The sequence below is a fragment of the Arthrobacter sp. 10L430 genome (genome assembly GCF_056395245.1).
This window is the reverse complement of the sequence record NZ_JBFTJD010000001.1, coordinates 368979-390984: the sequence shown is the minus strand read 5'-3', so window position 1 is coordinate 390984 and position 22006 is coordinate 368979. Positions and strand designations below refer to the sequence as shown.

Here is a 22006-nt window from a genome sequence, read left to right as displayed (position 1 = left end):
GCGGGCGCTGTACTTCCCAGTGGGCCGTACAGTCCCTAACGGATGACGGCGAGCTTGTCCGGGTCGTCGACCGGCAGTTCGCCGTTCACCACAGCGGTGACCCGCATCTCCCGTAGCGCCAGGCTGCCGCCCACGGTGGAGAGGAAGGCCGTGTCTGAGGAATCTCGGCCGGCGGTGATGCGCAGCATCGCTTCCCTGGGCGCAAGGCCGGTGGGATCGATCACCTGCCAGGCGCCGTTGATGTGCGCCTCCGCCACGGCGTGGAAATCCATCGGGGAAAGACCCGGGGCGTACACCGCGGCAAGCCGCGCGGGAACATTCTTGGCGCGGAGCAGCGAGATGGCCAGATGGGCATAGTCCCTGCACACTCCGCGGCGGTTCAGGAGGGTTTCCACGGCACCGTCGGTTCCGCGGGACGAGCCGCTGACGTAGCGGAGTTCACTGAATACCCAGTTGCGCACGGCGTGGAGGAGCTCTTCTCCTTGAAGACCGCCGAACTCGGCATAGGACGTGGGGAGGAGCCGGTCCGATTCCGCGTAGCGGCTGGGGCGGACGTAGCGGATGAGCTCCATGAGGGAGGCCTCTTCCGGCTCCGCGAACCCCACGACCGTGGCCGAGTATTCCACGGTTACTTCCGTGGGATCGGCAAACTCCATGTAGTGGAACCTGCCGCCGTGGTGGTCCGACAGCTCCGTCAGGGGAACGGGCCCGTCCCCGGCTGTCACCGAAAGAGTCTCGTCGAGGGAGCTGTAGCCCGGATTCCTGGCCACGGAAATGGCCAGCGCCACTTTGGTATCGGCCACGGTCTTGAAGACCAGTCGGGCAGCCACAGTGCGTTCCATGTTTCTCCGGGGGTGTGAGGACAGCGGACGTCAGTCGCGGCTGCTAACCCGGTGGGTGTGCCGGAGGCAGCGGACTAGTTCTTGATCTCCAGAGACATTAGCATCCGCTGGACATTGGCGAATTCAGAGCCCCCGTTCACGTAGTCGGCAGCCTGGTCCAGGGTGTCGAAGGCCTTGGCCGGCGCCACCGTCTCGTCCGGTGCGAACGACTTCAGCGAGCCCACATCGCTGAAGGAGTAGTTGCCCTTGCCTTCCAGTCCGCGGACCACGTTCTGAAGCTGGCAGGTCTTGGAGTCGGCTCCGCCCACCAGGTTGGTGATCCCGTACGAGCCGAAGAACCGGTAGCCCTGAAGCACCCTGAACACCACATGCGGGGAAATTGTGCCCTCTCCCCCGCTGTGGGGCAGCTCCACCGGGACGCTGCTGACAACGACGTAGGACTTCCGGGCGGCCGGGGCGCACGTGGCCGGAGCGGCATCCGGCAGTCCGGTCCGGAGCGTGGCGAGATAGGTCCCCGCCGCGTCCTTGACCTCAACCTTCACAGCGCCGGGCAGCGTTCCCTTGTCCGCCTCCACTGACTGGGCGATCCATTCTTGGGGAAGTTCGAAGCTGATCTTCTTGGCGGGGTCGGTGAAGACCTTCCACGCCGACGCCGTCGCCCCGGGTTTCGCTGACGGGCCGCCCGAAGCGGTGGCAGAGGAAGTGGCTGTTCCCGGCGTTGCTCCGGGAGCCGCGCTGCCGCCGCCGGGCTCCACGGTCCAGACCGGTGCGCCTTTGCCGGCGGAGCTGCAACCTGCCAGCAGCGCCGCAGCAAGCACCGCGGCGGCGGCCACGCGGTTCCCGCGGGAGACTGTCATCCCTGTCATGCCTCCAGCCTAGCCGCGGCAGGGCTCCGCCCGGGGTCTTCGATCCCCGTGTTTCGCAGGCTGACCCGGGCTTTCCGGGTCCGTAAAGAGGGCTAGGCTGGGGGCATGGCGGAACAAGAGCTGGACGCGGCAGAGAAGACCCTGGCGGGCATGTCCGCCGTCGACATCGCTGACTGGCGGCTGCGCACGTTTGCCTTATACGACACTGTCCGCAGAATCGCGTCGGACAACCCTGCGGAAGCGCATGCGTACTGGCGGCAGGAGCGGGACCGGATGTTCGGCACGCACCCCGCGTCTGCCCTTACAGCGGAGGCCAAGGCGAGTTTCGGCGGCCTCAAGACAGCCGACTACGATCCCATCTACCGTTTCCACGTGCCCCTGACCAAGGAGGGCGCCGGCCGGGAAATGAACGTCGAGACCGGCACCGACGGCCTGGTCAGATTCGTCAGGCTGGGAACGTTCGACCTCCCGGAGATGGGACAGCTGGCGGTCTGGAAGCTGATTGGCTACGGCGGGGGCATATTCGTTCCCTTCCGCGATGCCACGGCAGGCCAGCCCGGCGGCAGCTACGGCGCAGGCAGGTACCTTCTGGACACGATCAAGGGCGCCTTCCACGGCGTGCGCGGTTCCGGCCCTGATGCGCCGTTCGTGCTGGACTTCAACTTCGCCTACAACCCGTCGTGCGCCTACAACGAGGCCTGGGCCTGCCCGCTCGCCGGCCCCTCGAACCGCCTGGCGGTCGACATCCCGGTGGGCGAACTGTACTAGGTTCACTACGATGGCTGGATGACTCCAGCTCCCACGCGGCGGATTGCACGCGTCCGCCCGCTCTCCCCTGCGACCGACAGCCCGGCCCACTCCGCCGGCGAGCAGTTCTTCGTTGCCAACGCTGCCGCCGACTTCGCCAGCGATGCCGGCAGGCAGTGGACGGTCGTCGATACGCCCTTCCCGGGCTCGCCCGCCAACGCGAACAGCACTCCGCGGACGGGCTGGGAGCCGGGGGCCACCGTGCCGCAGGAGGAGTTCGAGTTCCTGGCCCCCAGCGTGCCGGCCAACGTGCTGGGCATGGCCCACAACACCGGCAGGGCCGGCCGGGACCTGCCCGCCCAGGCTTTCCACAAGGCCGCCACCAGCGTCATCGGCCCCGGCGACGCGATTGAGCTGACCGCCGGCGTCGGGCTGGTGGAGCCGGAAGCGGAACTGACGGTCGTCGTCGGCCGCACGGCCAAAGGCCTGACGCTCGAAAACGCCCGGACGGCCATCCTGGGGTTCACGATCGGCAACGATGTCACTGCTCGGGACCTGCAGAAGTCTGACGACCTCTGGCTGAGCGCGAAGAGCCAGGACACCTTCACGCCGGCCGGCCCCTGGATCGTGACAGGGCTCGATGACGCGGACCTGCCCATCGGCATTGTCCACAACGGCGCGGAACTGACACCGGCAAGCACCGCGGACCTCGGCTGGAAGGTGGATGAAATTCTGGTCTACCTGAGTTCATTCATGACCCTGCATCCGGGCGACCTGGTCCTCACCGGTTTCCCGGCAGCTACCGCCCGCCTGGCGCCGGGCGACGCCGTCACGTGCAGGGTCGGCGGCATCGGCGAACTTACCAACCCGGTCAGAGCGGCGCATTCGCCCGCCTGATGTGGCAGGCTCGAGCTGATGTGGCAGGCTGGAGCGATGGAATCGTCCGCTCCGCCCGTTGCCGAGCCGCAGACGCAACCGACCCGGCAGACACAACCGACCCTGCGGACGGAATCGGCGCGGCAGTTCCCGGCCACCAGGCACTACCGCGGAATTCTGCGGTACCCCGTCATCCGCCAGCTCATCCGTTTCACGGGCGTGGGCATCGTATGCACTGCGACGTCCCTTGCCGTGTACGCGCTGCTCCGGCCGTGGATCGGTCCGCAGCCCGCCAACGCCGCCGCGCTGATCATCACGTCAGTCATGAACACGGCGCTCAACCGCAGGCTGACGTTCAAAATCACGGACCAGCGCAGGAAGGCCCACGACCACCTCAACGGCCTGGTCCTGATCGTCGTGGCCCTGGTTATCACCGGTGGCAGCCTCGGCGTTCTCCACTGGCTCCGGCCTGACGCCACGGTGGCCGATGAATTGTGGACCACCACGCTTTCCGGTTTCCTGGCCACCGCTGTCCGGTTCACCATGCTCAGGCACTGGATCTTCCGCCGCGCCCGCCACCGCTAGCCATGCACGGCGTCAGCTGTTACTTACTGGGGAACGCGGCCCAGGGTGCGGACGCTTCCGACGGCGGTCTGGACCGCGACGGCGGCAGCCTCAAGATCCGCTTGGGTCACGGAGGACGCAAAGCTGAACCGGACCGCAGTCTGGGCAACCTCGGCTTCGACGCCGAGGGCGAGCAACACGGGAGACGGTGCGTCGGATCCCGCAGCGCAGGCCGAGCCGCTGGAGCACAGCACACCCTGGCGCTCCAGCTCCAGGAGCACGGATTCGCCGCTGGTTCCCGGGAAGCAAAAGGATGCCACAGACGGCAACCTCTCCACAGGATGACCTGTCAGCACAGCGCCGGGAACACCGTCCAGCACCGCGGCGATGAACGCGTCCCGGAGCAGGGCCACCCGTTCCGCGAGCGCCCCCTGTTCGGCGTGGGCCAGGGTGAGCGCGGTGGCCAGGCCAACAGCCCCGGCCACGTTTTCCGTGCCAGATCGCCGTCCGCGTTCCTGGCCGCCCCCGTGGACCAGGGGCTCGGTCCGGGTCCGGCCCCGCACGAAAAGGACCCCGCAGCCTTTCGGTGCACCGAGTTTGTGCCCCGAAATGGTCAGGGCGTCCACGCCGAGGGTCTTCACGTCCACGGGCAGCCACCCTGCAGCCTGTACCGCGTCCGTGTGGAATGGAATCCCGCGCACCCGGGCCAACGCCGCGAGGGCGGCCACGGGCTGAACCGTGCCCACCTCGTTGTTGGCGTACATGACGCTGATAAGCGCAGTTTCGGGCCGAAGGACGGCAGCCAGCGCTTCAGGACTCACCGTTCCATAACGGTCCACGGGCACCACGTCGACGCTGAAGCCGTGGAAGCGCTCCAGGTACCGTGCGGATTCCTCAACGGCAGGATGCTCGACGGCGCTGATCACCACCCGGTTCAGGGCCGGGTCCGCGGCCTGCCGGGCCAGGGCTATCCCCTTGACCGCCAGGTTGTCCGCCTCCGTGCCGCCAGAAGTGAAAGTCACTTCCCCGGGCCGGCAGCCCAGCACCGTCGCCACTGCCTTGCGGGCCTCGTCGAGGGCCCGCGCGGCGGCGTCACCCAGCGAATGGTGGCTCGACGGATTGCCGAACTCGCCGGTTAGGAAAGGCCACATGGCGTCCAGCGCTTCGCGCCGGACGGGCGTGGTGGCTGCTGCGTCGAGGAAGATCATGGCCGGATCAGCTGACTGTCAGCTCGACGTCCAGGCCGAGATCCAGCGCAGTGACGCTGTGGGTCAGGGCACCAACGGAGATGACGTCCACCCCGGCCGCCGCAATATCGGCGACGGTTCCAAGGTTGACGTTGCCGCTTGCTTCCACCACGGCGCGGCCCCCTACCTGCTGCACGCCGGCCCGCAGGTCCTCAAGGGAAAAGTTGTCCAGCATGATGGTGTCCACGCCCGCGGCCAGGACAGGTTCGATCTGTTCTGCGCTGTCCACCTCCACCTCGAAATGCGTGGTGTGGCCCAGCTGGGCTTTGGCGGCCGCCAGGAGGCTGGTGAGCTTTTCCGGATCGCCGCCGGTCATCACGGCCAGATGGTTGTCCTTGGCAAGGACGGCGTCGGAGAGGCTGTAGCGGTGGTTCGCCCCGCCGCCGCACCGCACCGCGTAACGTTCGAGGACCCGCAGGCCCGGAGTGGTCTTGCGGGTATCGGTGATCCGCGCCTTCGTGCCGTCCACCAGCCTGACGAACTCGGCCGTCCGGGTGGCGATGGCACTCATCCGCTGGGCGAGGTTCAGCCCCACTCGCTCCGCAAGCAGCACGCTGCGCGCAAGTCCGCTGACCCGCGCAAGCTGGGTCCCGGCGTCGAACGCCTGGCCGTCCGCCACCAGGAGTTCCACCTCAGTGTCGGGGTCGACGAGCAGCATCGCGTCGCGGAACACGGTTCCGCCGCTGAAGACGCCCGGAACGCGGGCATTAAGCACCGCGGTGGCGCGGGCTTCGGCCGGAATCAGCAGCTGCGAGGTGATATCGCCGTTGGGTGCGTCCTCCGAGAAGGCCCGCGCCAGGATCTCCCGGACAGGTGTTGCTGGGAGGGTCAGGCTAGTCATGGACGAGGCTCGCTTTCCGGGTCATTCCGTATCGGTTGTCAATGTCTTCCGCCGGGGCTTCTTCAGGCCTGCTGTCATCGCGGTAGTGCGCCCCCAGCGAGGTGCGCCGTTCCCGCGCGGCATGGACCAGCAACTGGGCGGCCAGCAGCAGGTTGGCGTCCTCATGCTCGCGGGGATCCTCCGCTTCGGTCACCTTTTCAGGACGCACGACGGCGCCCCACGCCGCAAGCGCGGCACCCGCCTCCCGCAGCTGCCCACCGGTGCGCAACACCCCGGCGTTCGCCGTCATCAGCCGCCGCAGGGCACCACGCGAGAAGGGCCCCGGGTCCGGCGTAGCTTCGAACTCCCACGCGTGCGACTCAGGGGAAGAGTTGGTGGGCCGGCCTGGGTCCGATTCGACGTCGCCGCCCAGGAACGCCTCGACAGCCCGCCGTCCGAAGACCAGCCCTTCGAGGAGCGAGTTGCTCGCCAGCCTGTTGGCGCCCTGGACCCCGGTGCATGCAACTTCGCCTGCCGCGTAGAGTCCCGGGACGGTGGTCCGGCCGTGCAGGTCGGTGGACACGCCGCCCATCCAGTAGTGCGCTGCGGGCGCCACGGGAACAAGTTCCGAAGTCCAGTCAATGCCCGCTTCCCGCGTGCGCTTCGAGATCGTCGGGAAGCGCTTCTCCAGGAAGCCTGCTCCCCGGGCGTCCTCGATCACGCGGGCGTCGAGGTACACGTGGCCGTTCGGGTCCCCGAGCGCTGCAAGGTGCAGGGCAACGGTGCGGGAGACGACGTCCCGGGGGGCCAGCTCTGCATCGACGTGGTACGCCGGCATGAAGCGGCTGCCGTCGGCGTCCACGAGGATGGCGCCCTCGCCCCTGACAGCCTCGGAGATCAGCAGCGGGTCCTGGATTCCTTCGGACTCCGCCGCCTGGGCGGTGCGGACCATGCAGGTGGGATGGAACTGGAAGAACTCGAGATCGGCCACGGCGGCTCCGGCGCGCCACGCCAGGGCCAGTCCGTCCGCGGTGGCAACGGAGGGGTTGGTGGTCTGGGCGAAGAGCTGTCCGGCGCCGCCGGTTGCGAGCAGCACGGCGTCGCCCCTGACGGTCTTCAGTTGCCCGTCGTGCAGGTACTCCACGCCCGTCACCCGCCGGCCGGACTGGACCAGGGCAGTGGTGCGGGCATGGCCCAGCAGGCGGATCTTTCCGGTGGCCTGGGCCGCCAGCACCGCACAGATCAGCGCGTTGGCTATCCCGGCCCCTGTGGCGTCACCGCCGGCATGCAGGATGCGCGGCGCAGAGTGGGCGGCTTCGAGGCCCAAGGCGGGATCGCCGTGGTCGTCCATGTCAAAGCGCACGCCGAAGCGTTCCAGGCCGGCGATATCCCTGCGCGCCTCGGTGCAGAGCACCCGCACAGCGTCCGGGTTGCAGTGGCCGGCGCCGGCCTTCAGCGTGTCGGCGATGTGTGCCGCCACGGTGTCCCCCGGTGACGGCTCGTCGAGGACGGCCGAAATGCCGCCCTGGGCGTAGTACGTGTTGCTGTCCGCGAGCGCGCCCTTGGTCAGCAGCACGACGTCGGCTCCCGCGTCTGCCGCAAGCAGCGAGGCGTAGAGGCCGGCGATGCCGCTGCCGACGACGATCAGCCGTTGGCGGCCCGATGCCGCTGTTGCGCTGGGCTTAGTCATGCTTGGCTCACCTCGGTGTCATTGGGGTTTGGCGGCCAGCATGCGCTCGAGGGCGATTCTGGCGTTTTGCTGCACCGCGTCATCCACCGTGATGCGGTTGACCACTCGGCCTTCGACGAGCTCCTCCAGCACCCAGGCCAGGTAGCCCGGGTGGATGCGGTACATGGTGGAGCAAGGGCAGATCACCGGGTCGAGGCAGAAGATCGTGTGCTGCGGATACTGGGCCGCCAGGCGGTTCACCATATTGATCTCGGTTCCGATGGCGAACACCGTGGGCTCCTCCGCGGCGGCGATGGCCTTCTGGATGAAGTCCGTGGAGCCGGCCGAGTCGGCGGCGTCCACCACTTCCATGGGGCATTCCGGGTGCACGATCACCTGAACGCCGGGGAAGTCAACGCGGGCCTTTTCGATCTGGGCCACGTTGAAACGCTTGTGCACCGAGCAGAACCCGTGCCAGAGGATCACACGGGAGTCCAGCAGGGCCTGTTCGTCGTTGCCGCCGAGCTCTTTGTGCGGATTCCACATGGGCATCTGTTCCACCGGCACCCCGAGGGCCTTGGCGGTATTGCGGCCCAGGTGCTGGTCCGGAAAAAACAGGACCCGCTGGCCGCGCTCGAAGGCCCATTCGAGGACCGTTTTGGCGTTGGATGAGGTGCAGACGATGCCGCCGTGCTTGCCGCAGAAGGCTTTGAGCGCGGCGGAGGAGTTCATGTAGGTGACGGGGATGACCGGAACCCGGCCCGAAGCGTCGGGCTCGGTGCCGAAGATCTCCTCCAGCTGCTCCCAGCACTCCTCCACGGAATCGGCGTCCGCCATGTCCGCCATGGAACAGCCGGCGGCGAGGTTGGGCAGGATGACCGCCTGTTCAGGCTTCGACAGCGTGTCGGCAGTCTCCGCCATAAAGTGCACACCGCAGAAAACGATGGCCTCGGCGTCGGGCCTCGTGAGAGCGGCGTTGGCCAGCTGGAAGGAGTCGCCGACGAAATCGGCGTACTGCACCACTTCGTCACGCTGGTAGAAATGCCCCAGGATCACGGCGCGGTCGCCGAGCGTGGCCTTGGCTGCGCGGATGCGGGCGTCGAGTTCGGCATCGCCCGCGAGCTTGTATTCCTCGGGGAGCTGGCCCTGCCGGGGGGTGGACGGTGGGGCTACATCGGCGCTGGAGGCTCCGGGACCGTAGGCGGGGGTTCCGGCCAGGGCTTCCGCGAGGTCGTAGTCCCAGGGGCCCTTGGCAAGTGCCGGGCTGCAGGTGCTGCCGGCGGCCGCTGCGGCGCCTTTCTCGGCCTGTTGACGCGTGATCAGCTGGACGGCTGTGTTGACGCTGCTCATGGGGTACTCCTGTTATCTGGGTCTAGGCCTGGACGGCCGGTAAATCGGTAGAGGCGTGGCGGGCGGTGTTTGCCGCCCTGGAGATATTCACCGGTTTCTTCGATCTCCGGCGTGGCTTTGATCTGGCGGCGGAAGTTGGCCGGGTCCAGCCGGGTGTCCAGGACGGCTTCGTAGACCTCCCGGACCTGGGCGAGGGTGAAGTACCCGCCAAGGAAGTGATAGGCGATCGAGCCGTACGCCAGCTTGTTCCGCAGCCGCCAGAGCGCGTAATCGACAATCGCGTTGTGGTCGAAGGCGAGGTCCCCCAGCTTGTCTGCCCGGAACCACCTGACATTTTCGGATTCGTCGGCCAGCGCGGCCTCGGTGGGCTGGACGAGGGCCCAGTAGACGATCGACACCACGCGCTGGGTCGGCGAGCGGTGGAGGCCGCCGAAAGCGTAGAGCTGCTCGAGGTAGCTGGGCGTCAGGCCGGTGGTTTCGCGGAGATTCCGTGAGGCTGCGTCCTGCAGGGAATCGGCGTGCGTGAGCGGGCCGCCGGGAAGTGCCCAGAGGCCTTTGAACGGTTCGCGGATGCGCCGCACCAGCGGGAGCCAAAGGGTGGGACGTCCGGAGGCCTCGCTGGGGCGGAGTGCGAAGATCACCGTAGAAATGGCCAGCGACGGCGGAGCGGTCTGGCGCTCGGCCACATTGGCTGCGGTAGTGTACACGGTTTTCTTCACCCGCTTCGCTGCGTTCCCGGGGGTCCTGCTGACCGTCCCGGTTAGTTATAGTCATAATGACTAAAACTGATTCTACGGCCCGCCCGACTCCAGACAAAATGTTTCGGCCGGCGCCGGTGACTGTTCGGCCGTCAGCTATTTCCGCTTCCGGAGGCGACGGCCTCCAGCAATGGAAGCGTCCTGCCCTGGAAATGCGTGTTGAGGACAATCACCGAGGAGGACCGGAGCACAGTCTTTGTGGCGATCATGGCATCGATCACGCGCTGCAGGTCCGGGTTCGAGCGCGCGGCAATGCGGGCCAACAGGTCAGAACTGCCGGAGACGGTATGGATTTCGATCAGCTCCGGGATCCCGGCGAGCGCCTCCACCACGGCATCGTGGCCCAGGTCCTGGTTGATGGTCAGCGAGCAGAAGGCAACCACGGGAAACCCGAAATGGGAAGGGTCCGGGTGCGGAACCCACGATCCGATCACACCATTTGCCGCCATCCGGTCCAGTCTCGACTGGACAGTGGCCCGGGCGATCCTGAGCATCCGCGACGCCTCCAGCACGGAAGCCCGGGGCGCATCGGTGAAGAATCGCACAATTTTGGCGTCCAGTGCATCCACGTTCGCCATGTCGTCTCCGTTCGGGGCATCCGACAGCGCAAAGCGCCGCATTTGATTCAACTCACTGCACAAACTGCACCCATGGTCTCACGCGCCAAGACTCCGAGGCCTCCCGTGAGGCGGTAAATTCAAAAGGTCCCACGAGGACCCCTTTATCCAAACGACCCCAAGAAGGTACGCAGGCATGACGATGAAGTCCACGGCAGAGCGTCCGGCAGTACACCTCGGCCACAGCATGAAACCCCGGCAGCTGACCATGATGGGCCTGGGCAGCGCCATCGGCGCCGGGCTCTTCCTTGGCTCAGGGGCCGGCATCAAGGCCGCCGGCCCGGCCGTCCTGATCTCCTATCTCGTGGCCGGCACCCTGATCATCCTGGTCATGTGGGCGCTCGGCGAAATGGCTGCTGCCAACCCGAACAGCGGGGCCTTCTCCGTCTACGCGGAGAAAGCCCTGGGCAAGACCGCCGGGGCCACGGTGGGCTGGCTCTGGTGGCTGCAGCTGGTGGTGGTCATTGCCGCGGAAGCACTCGGGGCCGCCGGGCTGCTGTTCTCCGTCTGGCCCGTCATTCCGGTCTGGGCCCTGGCGCTCGCGTTCATGGTGGCGTTTACGGCCATCAACCTGGCGGGCGTCAAGAACTTCGGCGAGTTCGAGTTCTGGTTCGCCATCCTCAAGGTCGCGGCAATTGTGCTGTTCCTGGCCATCGGGGGCGCGCTGCTCTTCGGAATCCTGCCCGATGTAGCCTCCCCCGGCCTGGCCAACATCACCTCCGACTTCGCTCCGGCCGGCCTCGGCGGCATCGCGACGGCCCTTTTCGTGGTGATTTTCGCCTTTGGCGGAACGGAAATCGTCAGCGTTGCCGCGGCCGAGACAGAGAATCCGGAGCGCAGCGTGACCACGGCCATCCGGACCGTGGTGTGGCGCATCCTCGTCTTCTACATCGGCTCCGTGTTCGTTATTGCAGCAGTACTTCCGGCCACCTCTGAAGCACTCGCATCGCCGTTTGCCGGCGTTCTGGACGCTGCCCGCATCCCCGGCGCCGGGACAGCGATAACCCTGGTGGCCGTCGTCGCCCTTCTTTCAGCACTCAACGCCAACCTGTACGGCGCATCCCGCATGGTGTACTCGCTGTCCCTGCGCGGCGAGGCACCCCGCTTCCTGTCGGGGCTTAGCGGCGCCAAGGTGCCGATGGTTGCCGTGGGCGTCTCGGTGGCGTTCGGCTTCATTGCCACCGTGCTTGAGCTGCTGTTCCCGGAACGGATCCTGCCGGCACTGTTCCAGCTGGTGGGGTCCACGTGCCTCGTCGTGTGGGGCACGGCCCTGGTGTCCCAGCTGATCCTGCGCCGGCGGGCCGACCGCGACGGCACGCCTCTGCCCCTGCGGATGAAGGGCTTTCCGGGCCTGACGATACTCGGACTCGTGCTCCTGGGCCTGATCTTCGCCGTGGGCTTCAGCGCCGAGAGCAGCCGGATCCAGCTGATCAGCACTATTCTCCTGATCGGCGCCATCGCTGCCGCCTGCCGGTTGGGAGCGCGGTTCGCTGCGAAGTCTGAAACGGAGTCGGACCCCTCCCGCGACGCGTCGACCGCCAATCTCCCCAAGTAAGCAGCAACACGGACCGTTCCGAGCGGGGCCGCGACGTGGATGCCAGGCCGGTGGATACCGGGCCTATGGATGCCGGCCTGGCTGCACAATTTGTGCAGCCAGGCCGGCATCCTGCTGTGCAGTATTGACACTCTGGTCAGCGCCTGGCGCGCCGATTGCCGGGCCAGTCCGGGGTGACTAGGGTCACAGCTATGGACACCCTGCCTCTGCTGGATGACAGCACCGCCGCTGTCCCGCCCACTCCCGACCAGCTGCGCGAGCTGTACTCGCTCATGACCGCAGTCCGCCACCTCGATATCTCGGCTGTCGCATGGCAGCGGCAGGGCATCATCCCCGGCTATGCGCCCGAACTCGGCCAGGAAGCCGCCCAGGTGGGCAGCGGGTACGCCGTGGACACCTCCCGGGACTTTGTTTTCCCCACCTACCGCGAGATGGGGGTCGCCCGCGCCATGGGCGTCAACATGGTGGAGTACATGTCCACCCACAAGGCAACTTGGCACGGCGGGCTCTACGATCCGATGAAATCCCGGCTTGCCCCCATCCAGGCCGTGGTGGCCGGCTCCGTGCTCCATGCTGTTGGCTGGGCCCACGGCCAGACACTGGACGGCAGCGACGGCGTCGCAATGACGTACTTCGGTGACGGCGCCTCGTCGCAGGGTGACGTCCATGAGGCGATGAACTTTGCGGCCGTGATGAAGGTCCCCGTGGTGTTCTTCATCCAAAACAACGGCTGGGCCATTTCCGTGCCCACTGAACGCCAGGTTGCGGGCGGCTCCGTTGCCGGCCGGGCCGCCGGTTACGGCATGCCGGCCCTTCAGGTGGACGGAAACGACGTCGTTGCCGTCCTTGACGCTACCCGGCGGGCGTTTGCACACTGCCGCGCCGGCAACGGCCCGGTGGTCATCGAGGCCATGACCTACCGCCGCGGCCCGCACTCCACGTCGGACGATCCCGGACGCTACCGCTCGCTCGACGAGGAGCGCGACGGCGCCGGCGAGGACCCGCTGCGCCGCTTCCGGGAGCGGCTGCTTTCCGAAGGCCTGGCGGACGAACCGTTCTTCGCCCACGCGCAGGCCTCCGCGGCCGCCGAAGCTGAAGACATCCGCACAGGCCTCGAAGCACTCGGCCCGCGGCCGGGCAGTGAAATGTTTGACCTGGTCTTCCAGGAAACCACCCCCGTACTGCAGTCCCAGGCCGCCAGCTGGCGCGAGGAGTCAGAACATGTCTAACTCGATTCTCGAAGGCGAAACCGCCGGATTTCGCCAGACTGAATCAGCTGCCGGCAACGTGGCAGTCGTGATGTCCATGCAGCAGGCGCTGAACCGCGCCCTCGACGAGGTCCTCGCCGAGAACCCCAAGGCGGTGATTTTCGGCGAGGACTGCGGCCGGCTGGGCGGGGTCTTCCGCATCACGGACGGGCTGCAGTCAAAGCATGGTGAAAACCGGGTCTTCGACACCCCGCTGGCCGAATCAGGCATCCTGGGCATGTCAGTGGGTCTCGCGATGGCCGGCTTCCACCCCATCCCCGAGGTCCAGTTCGACGGCTTCGCCTACCCTGCCATCAACCAGATCGTCTGCCAGATCGCGCGGATGAACTACCGCAGCCGGGGCACCCTGCCGATGCCCATCACGCTGAGGGTCCCGAGTTTCGGCGGCATTCGCGCCCCGGAACACCACGGCGAAAGCCTCGAGGCGCTCTTCGCGCACGTCCCGGGCCTCAAGGTGGTCTCGCCGTCGAACCCGCACGAGGCGAACCACCTGCTCAAGTACGCCGCCACGCGGCCGGATCCGGTGATCTTCATGGAACCCAAATCCCGCTATTGGCAGAAGGGCGACGTCGATACAGCCGACGGCGGCTCCCCCGAAGGTGCCAAGGTTCAGCGGGAAGGCCGTCACCTGACTCTCGTGGCCTGGGGTGCCATGGTGGCCCGCTGCCTGCAGGTCGCCGAGCTCGCTGCCGAGGACGGGATCGACGTTGAGGTCCTGGACCTGCGCTGGCTCAAACCGATCGACGCCGACGCCCTGGTGGCATCCGTGCGGAAGACGCGGCGCGCCGTCGTCGTCCATGAAGCGCCGCTGACCTCCGGCCTGGGGGCCGAAGTGGCCCAACTGATCACCCAGGGTTGCTTCGACACCCTCAAGGCCCCCGTGGAGCGGGTCACCGGCTTCGACGTTCCGTACCCATCCGGGGACCTCGAAGACGAATACATTCCCAACATTGACCGGATTCTTTTCGGCATCCAGCGAGTATTGGAGTACCGACGTGGCTGAAATTTCCTTCCCGCTGCCGGATCTGGGCGAAGGCCTGATCGAAGCAACCGTCCTGGAATGGCTCGTCTCCCCTGGCGACCAGGTGGAGCGCAACCAGCCGCTCGTCGAGGTGGAAACCACCAAATCAGCAGTTGAATTGCCCAGTCCGCAGGCAGGTAAAGTGGTGCGTATCCACGGCGGGCCCGGCGACAGGATCAATGTCGGCGAGCCCCTGATTGTGTTTGAGGTGCCGGACAACACCGCCGGCATCGTGGGCACGGTCCCGAAGGAAGAGGCACCGAAGCGCCGGGTCCGCCTGAGCGCCGTACTTGATGAGGACTGACATGATGAGCGGCAGACACACCGGCGAACAGCACTCCCACACCGTGGAGGGCACCGATCCCCAGTTGTATGTCGCTGTGCATGAGCCCAAGACCGACGCCGGCCTCCGCCCCATCCTGCTGATCCACGGCTTCTCGTCCTCCAGCAAGCTGAACTGGGAGGACAGCGGCTGGCTCGCCGCCCTCCTGAACGCCGGCCGGCGTGTCATCACGGTGGACCTGCCCGGTCACGGCCGCAGCGGCGCCCCGGAGGACATGGACTCCTACTCGCCGAGCCGGATCCGCGCGGATCTCCTGCAGATTGCGTTCGACGCCGGTGTTCGGCCTGTGCAGGCAGGCGACCCTGCCAGCGGCCTCGACCTGATCGGCTACTCGCTCGGTTCCCGGCTCGCCTGGGAATTCGGCGCCACGCAGCCGGAGATCGTGCACCGGCTGGTCCTTGGCGGACCGAATATGGCTGACCCGCTGGCGGAATTCGACCTCGTTGCAGCCCAGCATTACCTGGCGGACGGTACACCCATCGCCGACGGGTCCACGGCCGGGCTCCTCAAAATGGCCCAGGCACTGCCGAGCAACAACATCTTCGCGCTGCTGTCTTTGGTGGAGGCCATCAAGGGTGAACCCTATGACCCCGCTGAGGCCGTGCCGCACATGCCCATGCTGCTGGTGGCCGGCGAAAATGACGACCGCGCCGCTTCCATGCCGCAGCTTGCGGAACTGGCCGCCAAAGTGGGTTCCATGGCCGAGCAGCTCGTGCTGCCGGGCCGGAACCATACCAATGCTGTGACCAGCAGAGTCTTCAAACAGGCAGCCATCGGATTCCTCGGCAGCTAGCTGTGCCGGCTGGCTGTCCCGGAAAGGACGGCCGGCGGGCGGCAGCTTTATGTCTCCTAACCTCCCCTCTTTTTGACCTCCTTGGGCCGTCAACCGGGCGGTAGGCTGGAATCGAGGGCGGAGACACCGTAAGAGGAATCCATGGGCATGGTTTTTGAAGACCGGGAGGAAGCTGGCGAGCGGCTGGCCGCCGCACTCCCGCAGTTCCGCGGGCAACCGGACACCGTGCTGCTCGGGCTCGCGCGCGGCGGCATTCCCGTGGCCGCCGCAGCAGCCAAAGTCCTCCGCCTTCCGTACGGCGCTGTCCTGGTCCGCAAGCTCGGCATCCCCGGCCACGATGAGACTGCCTTCGGCGCCCTGGCGTTCACGGCCGCCGTCGCGGCGGGCGGCGGTGCCGATTCCGGGCCGTCGGAACTCGGGGCTGGAGCGGCCGGCGGCGGTGCTGACGCCGGATCGGCCGAAGCTGCCAGGATTGTCCGGCTTCTCAACAGGCCCCTCGTGGAGCGTGTCCTGGAGAACGGCGTCCGGCAGGAATGGCTGGACAGGGTTGAGAGCCGTGAACGCGATGAGTTGCTCCGCCGCGTCGACGCCTACCCCGGTGCCAGGCTGGAACTCAGCGGCAAGACGGTCCTGCTGGTCGATGACGGCCTCGCCACCGGAGCCACCATGCGGGCGGCGGTCGAGGCAGTCCGCGCGGCCGGCGCCTCTCGTGTGGTCGCGGCCGCGCCGGTGGGTTCAATCGAGGCCGAAAAGTCCCTGTCGCGGGTCTGCGACGTCCTGTGCCTCCACCTGCCGGGAAAGTTCCGGGCAGTGGGAAGTTTCTACCGGCATTTTGAACAGTTGACCGACGACGACGCCATTAGCCTGCTGCAGGGCGCGAACGCCTGAGCGCACAACCGAAACAAGTGCGGGCCCGGACCGCCGGCCCGGGCCCGCATATGCGAACTGACTGTTTACGAAAGACCCGTCAGTGCCGGCTGACGCCCAGCGGACGGCCCTTGGTTTCCTTGGCCAGCAGCACACCCGCTGCGGAGATCACGCAGAGGACCATGATGTAGATGCCGATGGACCCGGTCCATTTGGTGCTCTGAAGCAGCGACTCTGCAATCGTCGCGGCGAACGCGCCGCCGAGGATGGCTCCAAACGCGTAGCCGATGGAGATCCCAGAGTAGCGGACATTGGCCGGGAACATCTCCGCGTACATGGCGGACATGGGACCGTAGGACAGGCCGAGCCCGACCGTCAGGACGAAGAGGGCCACACCATAGAGCAGGATGTCCTTGGTATCGATAAGCGCAAACATCGGGATCATCCAGGCGAAGACAATGCCGTAGCCGATGAGGAAGGTCTTCACTCGGCCGATCCTGTCGGAGAGCCAGCCGCCAACGAGCGTAAAGATCAGCCAGCCAAAGGAAGCCAGCGTGGTGGCCAGCAGGATCTGCGGAACCGGCATCTTCAGCGACTTGGTGGCGTAGGAGATAAAGAAAGCGATCAGCAGGTAGCCGGCCGCGTTGTTGCCGATGAAGATCATGGTGGAGTAGAGCACCGACTTCTTGTGGTGCCGGATAAGCTGCCCCAGCGGCGCCTTGCTTTCCGCCTTGCGGGCTGCCATTTCCTTGAAGACCGGGCTCTCCCCGACGGCTCGCCGGATCAGGTAACCCACAACAATCAGCACGATGGACAACAGGAAGGGCACTCGCCAGCCCCACGAGCCGAAGTCTTCCTTGGACATGCCGGTGTTGAGGAAGTACAGCAGGCCGGTAGCGAGGATCATGCCGACCGGGACGCCGATCTGCGGGTAGGCGCCGAAGAGCCCGCGCTTGCTCATCGGCGCGTGCTCCACGGCCATCAGGGCAGCGCCGCCCCATTCACCGCCGGCCGAGAAGCCCTGGATGACGCGGAGGGTGATCAGCAGGATGGGGGCCCAGACGCCGATGTCGTTGTAGGTGGGCAGCATGCCGATGAGGGCCGTAGCGGCACCCATCATCACCAGGGTGAACACAAGCATGGCTTTGCGGCCCAGCCTGTCGCCGAGGTGGCCTGCGACGACCGCGCCCAGCGGCCGGAACAGGAAGCTGATGCCGATCAGGGCGAAGGAGAGAATCTGTGCGAGGCCCGGATTGGAGGCCTGGAGCGGGGTGAGGAACAGCGGGGACAGCAACGTCGCTGTCAGCTGCGCGAAGATGAAGAAGTCGTACCACTCGATGGTGGTTCCGACCAGCGTCCCGGCGAGGACTTTGCGTTCCTCGCGTTTGCTGCTGGGACCCGCCTCTGAATCGACGGTGGAAGCTGCAGTCATTGAAACTCCGTGGCTGGGGGCAGGGATACTGCCGGGGATGGATGCAAGGCGATTTACCGATCGAACGGTCAGTTAGTAGGAAGAATACTATGGATGTGTGGCAAAACACACCTAAAACTCCTGATTGCACTTTCGCCGCCCGGTGGAACGGCGAAAGCGGGGCTGCCGTTCAACCGGCGGATCAGTCGGTGCGGTTCAGGAATTCGCGGAGCCTGGCCCTGACAGGCTCGCGGTCGTAGGTGTTGACGAGGGCGCCGGCCATCCGGACCGGATCCCCGAAGAAGAAGTACTCGTAGAGGGACTGGCGCCCCGAGAAACCGGAGATCGAGGCGTCAAAGGCCAGCTTGAACAGGCGGACGCGCTCGGGGCCGGTGAGTGTCTTCCCCTGCAGGTACAGGTCGATGTCTGCCCTCGCCTCGCTGTTCACGTCCGCTTCCCCGGGCAGCGCCATGAGCCCGGAGGCCGAGAACTTCCGGATGATCTGCGGGAAGCGCTGGGCGATCTTCGGGTACCAGTTCCGGGCGGCGTTGAGCGTACTCCACTTCGGCAGCATGACGCCGGCGCCGTTAAGCTCCGCGTCCGCTTCGGAGGCGCGCACCAGGGCCTTGCCTATTTCGACATCGATGATCAGTTCGGCGATGTCCTCCTGGATGTGCTGGAAGCCGTCGATGCCGATGGAATCGGCCAGCTCGGACGCGAGGCCAAGGAAGAACTCGCTCTTGGCGACGGTTCGCGTCACGACCTGGTGGGTCATGAGGGCGCCTGCACCGGTCTCGGTGTAGAACGCGTTGCAGAGCTGGGGGTTTCCGAGCATGAAGATGCGTTCGCTCGGGACGAAGACGTCGTCGAAAATGGCCACGGCATCCATCTCCTCGTAGCGGGACGCGAGCGGCTCGTCGTGCGTGCTGCCGCCGTTGTACAGGGAGGTGCGGCACAGGTACCGCAGCCCGGGGGCGTCGTTGGGAATGGCGAAGGCATAGGAGTAGGGCGCGTCCTCCGGGGTGCCGCGCAGCACCGTGGAGGGAAAGACGAGCAGCTCGTCGGCGATGGGCGCGATGGTGGCCAGCATGCGGGCACCCCTGATGACGATGCCGTCCTCGCGCTCCTCCACAATGTGCGCGGAAAGCTGGCCGCCGAGCTGTTCGGAGCCGGACACGGAACGGTTGACCTGCGGCGGGATCAGCGTATGGGTCGCGAGGACGTCATTCTCGCGCGCCCACTCGTAGTAGTTGAGGATATTCTCGGCAAATCTGGGGTCAGCCTGGGAGAACCATTTCCCGGCCGTGGCCAATGCCGTGAGGGCGGAGTTCATGTAGTCCCCGGTCCGCCCCAGGAAACCGTTCGACGCTTCCGCCCAGGTGGAAATCGCCCGCCGCCGGCGCCTCAGGTCCTCGACGGTTCTCGGAACCAGGAAGGACGCGTTCACGAGGTCGCTCGTGGTGGGCGACGTGTAGGTGAGCGCTTCCTGGTACTGCTGGCCGTGCTGCATGTCGAACAGCTTCGCGTAGGACCTCGCCACGTTGCGGAAGGCAGGATGCTCCGAAACCTTTTCGCTGACCACTTCGCCGTCAATGACGATGTGCGGTGTCATCGCGTTGAGTCTGTCCAGGTACTGCTGGCCGGTTCGGATTCCCATTGTTCTGTCTCCAGTCGTCGTCGAACTGCAGGTGGTCGGGTGGATGATGCGCGTTAGAGAAGGTCTTCCATGCCCAGTTGGCGCTGTTCCGCGCCCAGGATGTTGACGGTGAACGGCCGGCCGGCGAGCTCGTCGTGCGCCTTGGTGGTGCGGGCAATGCTGACCAGCACCAGCGGCGGCTCCATGGACACCGAGGTGAAGGAGTTCACGGTTCTGCCGTGGCGCTTGGTCGCGCCGTCGAACGTGACGATGGCAACGCCGGTGGCAAACCTTCCGAGACTGCCGCGAAAATGATGGGCCCGCGGAACGGACGTCCGGCCGGGGACTTCCGGCGCCGCTTCCGGCTTGGCAATCATCGTCGATTCCTTAGGTCACGGAGACTTGTGTGTTCGAGCACCGGCGCTACTGGTACACCAGCGCAGCGTATTCTATAGTTGAACTCGTAATTCCTATATGGAACGCTAGCCGAACGTGACGTGCAGCACAAGGCTGCGGAACAAACCGCACCGGTCTCCCGCCTAGGATGGACAGCATGAATCCAATCGCCAGTGCCGGCGCACAGGCTGCGCCTGCCCAGGTTTCCCCGTCGCAGACGCTCTCACGGGGCATCAGGGCCCTGGAAATCCTGGCCGAAGCCGAGAACCCTCTCACGATCGCCGAGCTTGCGGACGCTATGGGCGTCCACCGTTCGGTAGCGTACCGGATCCTCCGGACGCTCGAGGACCACTCGCTGCTGGTGCGCGACGACGCCGGCCGGGTGCAGCCGGGGCCCGGCCTGGCCGTGCTGGCAAGGGGCGTTTCCCGCAACCTCCAGACGGCCGCCCTCCCCGAGCTGACCCACCTTGCCAATGCCCTGAACATGACGGCGTTCATTGCCGTCTGGGACCATCAGGAGTGCGTCACCCTGGTCACGGTGGAGCCCCGGCATTCGGCCGCCACGGTGGTCCAGCACCCGGGATCCCGCCACCCCATCAGCAGCGGCGCCCCCGGTATCGCCATCCAGTCGGCGCTGACGGAGCATGACTGGGTTCAGCTGGCGCCAACCGTTCCGTACCGCGCCGAGGCCGCCGAGGCGCGGAAACGGGGCTACGCCGCAAGCCATGACGAGGTCATTGCGGGGGTTTCCTCGCTGGCCGCCCCCATCCGGGTGCCGGGCGGACGGCCGGCAGCGGTCGCCGTCGTCTATATCCGCTCGTCGCAGGACCCGTCCGACGTCGCCGCGGCGCTGACCGCCGGTGCCGCACGGATTGAAGCGCAGCTCGCCTGACACGCCCGCCGCTGGCGGACACAGTGGTGGGGTCAGCGCACAGGCGTCGCGGCAGCCTTGCGCTGGTTCCGCTGGTTTTGGCGGACGACGACGGCGGCAGCCGCGCCGAGCACGAACAGCGCCGCTGCGGCGGCAATCGGAACGAGGAAAGCCGCAGCGTAACCCGGGCCCTGCGCCAGCTGACCTGCAATCGTTGATCCCACGGCCGTGCCGGCCACGATGCCGCTGGCCAGCGCCGTCATCACCGTTCCGAGCCGTCCGGCGGGCGCAGCGATCCCGCCGATTGCAAAAACGGTCACCATGACGGGCCCCACCGGAAGGCCGAGGGCCAGCAGGACGAGGACCATGGCCCAGCCGCTATCCGGGAGGAGCAGCAGCGTCGACAGTCCGGCCATGAGGGCGGCGGAGGCCAGCCAGCGGGCCGTGACCGTGAACCGGACCGGCCAGTAGGCCACGGAAATTGCGGCCGCGGCCGAGCTCAGTCCCATCACCGAGTACAACAACCCGGCAACCTCGGATGTTGCGAATGACGCCGAGAAGGAAGTGAGGGCGGTCTGCGTGGAGCCAAAAAAGGTGCCCATGCAGACCATCGCCAGCACAGGGACCGCGACGGCGGCCACGCGGGCCAACCGTCCGCGGCGCGGGGTGCCTGCCACGTTGGGCGCGGGTTGAACGGCCTTGCCGGGGCGGCCGTTGCGGGGAACGGACAAGTGCGTCCGGTGCACGGCGAATGCCGGCACGAGCGTGATGGTGAGGACCGCTGCAAGAGCCAGCGGCAGCCAGGGCGCCACCAGGCTCGCCAGCACGCCCACGAGTGCAGGGCCAAGGACGAACGTGAGTTCATCGGCTGTGCTTTCGTAGGACAGTGCCGTGTCCAGATCCGTGCCGCTGTCCTTCCGGCTTCCGCCGGACGTCAGGGCCATCCACCTCACGCGGGCGAGCGGGCCTACCTGGGGACAGCTGACGCCAGCGATGAAGGCCGCTGCGAAGACCGGCCAGGCTGAGCCGAAAGAGTCGGCACTGACTCTGTCTGCACCGGGCAGGGCATAAGCCAGTGCAACCAGAGTGAGCACGGCGACGGCGTTCAGAATGGCAGACACCAGCAGCACCGGACGTTGTCCACGGCGGTCCGCGAGGGCGCCCAGGACAGGGGCGCCGAGGGCAGACCCGATGCCGACAGCCCCGGCCGAGGTTCCGCCGATTGCGTAGGATCCGCTGACGGAGGTGACCAGCGTCAGTGTTCCGACAGTCAGCATGGCGAGCGGGAGCCGCGCAAACAGCCCGAGGGGAATAAAGCCCTTGCCGGCCAGTTGTGGGAGCCGGACGAACCGGCCGCCGGAGCGGGGAGGCCGCGAATCGGCAGGCGTGGCCGCAGCGGCAGATGGGAGTTCAGTGGCCGGACGCCGAGGCGCCGTGGAAGTTGTCATGTATCCGGGCTCGTTCAGTACTGCGCATCGTCCCTCCTCCC

The 22006-nt window shown here is 66.8% G+C and carries 22 protein-coding genes; 10 read left to right on the top strand and 12 right to left on the bottom strand.

Translation table 11 applies throughout. The features are described from left to right. Nucleotides 1–35: 35 nt before the first annotated feature. A complete protein-coding gene (locus AC1DDG_RS01765) occupies nt 36–842 on the bottom strand; it encodes a transglutaminase-like domain-containing protein (protein WP_230116863.1) in 807 nt (268 codons plus the stop codon). A 74-nt stretch (nt 843–916) separates the two neighbouring features. Then, complete coding sequence (locus AC1DDG_RS01760; protein WP_476874735.1) at nt 917–1708, bottom strand: hypothetical protein; 792 nt, start codon at nt 1706–1708, stop codon at nt 917–919. 105 nt (nt 1709–1813) lie between these two features. Between AC1DDG_RS01760 and AC1DDG_RS01755 the strand changes: the two genes are divergently transcribed. Genes AC1DDG_RS01755 through AC1DDG_RS01745 form a run of 3 tightly spaced genes read left to right on the top strand, consistent with a single transcriptional unit; the run spans nt 1814 to nt 3916 of the window. Next, on the top strand, nt 1814–2476 hold the full coding sequence (locus tag AC1DDG_RS01755) for a DUF1684 domain-containing protein (protein ID WP_476874734.1): 663 nt from the start codon (nt 1814–1816) through the stop codon (nt 2474–2476). Nucleotides 2477–2494: 18 nt separating this feature from the next. Then, nucleotides 2495–3352, top strand: a complete 858-nt coding sequence (locus AC1DDG_RS01750; RefSeq protein WP_476874733.1) for a fumarylacetoacetate hydrolase family protein — start codon at nt 2495–2497, stop codon at nt 3350–3352. A gap of 36 nt (nt 3353–3388) precedes the next feature. Beyond that, on the top strand, nt 3389–3916 hold the full coding sequence (locus AC1DDG_RS01745; RefSeq protein WP_476874732.1) for a GtrA family protein: 528 nt from the start codon (nt 3389–3391) through the stop codon (nt 3914–3916). Between the two features lie 23 nt (nt 3917–3939). Here the strand turns inward: AC1DDG_RS01745 and AC1DDG_RS01740 are convergent, their stop codons facing one another. The 6 genes from AC1DDG_RS01740 to AC1DDG_RS01715 all read right to left on the bottom strand — a co-directional run bounded on the left by AC1DDG_RS01740 (nt 3940) and on the right by AC1DDG_RS01715 (nt 10317). After that, entirely contained in the window at nt 3940–5103 is a 1164-nt protein-coding gene (locus AC1DDG_RS01740; RefSeq protein WP_476874731.1) for a cysteine desulfurase family protein, read from the bottom strand. A 7-nt stretch (nt 5104–5110) separates the two neighbouring features. Next, nucleotides 5111–5983, bottom strand: coding sequence for a carboxylating nicotinate-nucleotide diphosphorylase (gene nadC, locus AC1DDG_RS01735; protein WP_476874730.1), 873 nt, complete (start codon nt 5981–5983; stop codon nt 5111–5113). Next, the gene (gene nadB, locus AC1DDG_RS01730; RefSeq protein ID WP_476874729.1) at nt 5976–7652 is read right to left on the bottom strand and encodes an L-aspartate oxidase; all 1677 of its coding nucleotides are present in this window, start codon (nt 7650–7652) and stop codon (nt 5976–5978) included. The genes nadC and nadB overlap by 8 nt, the downstream gene beginning before the upstream one ends. Nucleotides 7653–7670: 18 nt before the next feature. Next, nucleotides 7671–8981 (bottom strand): quinolinate synthase NadA, encoded by a 1311-nt coding sequence (gene nadA / locus AC1DDG_RS01725; protein WP_476874728.1) that lies wholly within the window; start codon nt 8979–8981, stop codon nt 7671–7673. Then, nucleotides 8978–9688 (bottom strand): NUDIX hydrolase, encoded by a 711-nt coding sequence (locus AC1DDG_RS01720; protein ID WP_476874727.1) that lies wholly within the window; start codon nt 9686–9688, stop codon nt 8978–8980. Before AC1DDG_RS01720 ends, nadA begins: the two co-directional genes overlap by 4 nt. A 143-nt stretch (nt 9689–9831) precedes the next feature. Beyond that, nucleotides 9832–10317: an Lrp/AsnC family transcriptional regulator gene (locus tag AC1DDG_RS01715; RefSeq protein WP_476874726.1), complete on the bottom strand. Its 486-nt coding sequence runs from the start codon at nt 10315–10317 to the stop codon at nt 9832–9834. Between the two features lie 175 nt (nt 10318–10492). Between AC1DDG_RS01715 and AC1DDG_RS01710 the strand changes: the two genes are divergently transcribed. From AC1DDG_RS01710 to AC1DDG_RS01685, 6 genes are all read left to right on the top strand, one after another. Then, nucleotides 10493–11911, top strand: a complete 1419-nt coding sequence (locus AC1DDG_RS01710) for an amino acid permease (RefSeq protein WP_476874725.1) — start codon at nt 10493–10495, stop codon at nt 11909–11911. A gap of 191 nt (nt 11912–12102) precedes the next feature. Continuing rightward, entirely contained in the window at nt 12103–13140 is a 1038-nt protein-coding gene (locus AC1DDG_RS01705; RefSeq protein ID WP_476874724.1) for a thiamine pyrophosphate-dependent enzyme, read from the top strand. Continuing rightward, nucleotides 13133–14182: an alpha-ketoacid dehydrogenase subunit beta gene (locus AC1DDG_RS01700; RefSeq protein WP_476874723.1), complete on the top strand. Its 1050-nt coding sequence runs from the start codon at nt 13133–13135 to the stop codon at nt 14180–14182. The genes AC1DDG_RS01705 and AC1DDG_RS01700 overlap by 8 nt, the downstream gene beginning before the upstream one ends. After that, nucleotides 14175–14504: a biotin/lipoyl-containing protein gene (locus AC1DDG_RS01695; RefSeq protein ID WP_011692407.1), complete on the top strand. Its 330-nt coding sequence runs from the start codon at nt 14175–14177 to the stop codon at nt 14502–14504. Before AC1DDG_RS01700 ends, AC1DDG_RS01695 begins: the two co-directional genes overlap by 8 nt. Before the next feature lie 4 nt (nt 14505–14508). Beyond that, nucleotides 14509–15336, top strand: coding sequence for an alpha/beta fold hydrolase (locus tag AC1DDG_RS01690; RefSeq protein ID WP_476874722.1), 828 nt, complete (start codon nt 14509–14511; stop codon nt 15334–15336). Nucleotides 15337–15477: 141 nt separating this feature from the next. Then, the gene (locus tag AC1DDG_RS01685; RefSeq protein ID WP_476874721.1) at nt 15478–16224 is read left to right on the top strand and encodes a phosphoribosyltransferase; all 747 of its coding nucleotides are present in this window, start codon (nt 15478–15480) and stop codon (nt 16222–16224) included. A 79-nt stretch (nt 16225–16303) separates the two neighbouring features. On the opposite strand, the gene AC1DDG_RS01680 is transcribed toward AC1DDG_RS01685, so the two are convergent. The 3 genes from AC1DDG_RS01680 to AC1DDG_RS01670 all read right to left on the bottom strand — a co-directional run bounded on the left by AC1DDG_RS01680 (nt 16304) and on the right by AC1DDG_RS01670 (nt 19627). Beyond that, the gene (locus AC1DDG_RS01680; RefSeq protein ID WP_230116876.1) at nt 16304–17635 is read right to left on the bottom strand and encodes an MFS transporter; all 1332 of its coding nucleotides are present in this window, start codon (nt 17633–17635) and stop codon (nt 16304–16306) included. Nucleotides 17636–17816: 181 nt separating this feature from the next. Beyond that, nucleotides 17817–19271 carry a 4-hydroxyphenylacetate 3-monooxygenase, oxygenase component gene (gene hpaB / locus AC1DDG_RS01675; protein WP_476874720.1) on the bottom strand — a complete coding sequence of 485 codons (1455 nt, stop codon included), beginning with the start codon at nt 19269–19271 and terminating at the stop codon, nt 17817–17819. A 53-nt stretch (nt 19272–19324) separates the two neighbouring features. After that, on the bottom strand, nt 19325–19627 hold the full coding sequence (locus tag AC1DDG_RS01670; protein ID WP_476874719.1) for a flavin reductase family protein: 303 nt from the start codon (nt 19625–19627) through the stop codon (nt 19325–19327). A 176-nt stretch (nt 19628–19803) separates the two neighbouring features. Here AC1DDG_RS01670 and AC1DDG_RS01665 point away from each other — a divergent pair, with 176 nt between their 5' ends. Further along, nucleotides 19804–20538: an IclR family transcriptional regulator gene (locus tag AC1DDG_RS01665; protein ID WP_476874718.1), complete on the top strand. Its 735-nt coding sequence runs from the start codon at nt 19804–19806 to the stop codon at nt 20536–20538. A 32-nt stretch (nt 20539–20570) separates the two neighbouring features. On the opposite strand, the gene AC1DDG_RS01660 is transcribed toward AC1DDG_RS01665, so the two are convergent. Beyond that, nucleotides 20571–21965 (bottom strand): MFS transporter, encoded by a 1395-nt coding sequence (locus AC1DDG_RS01660; RefSeq protein ID WP_476874717.1) that lies wholly within the window; start codon nt 21963–21965, stop codon nt 20571–20573. Between the last annotated feature and the right edge of the window lie 41 nt (nt 21966–22006).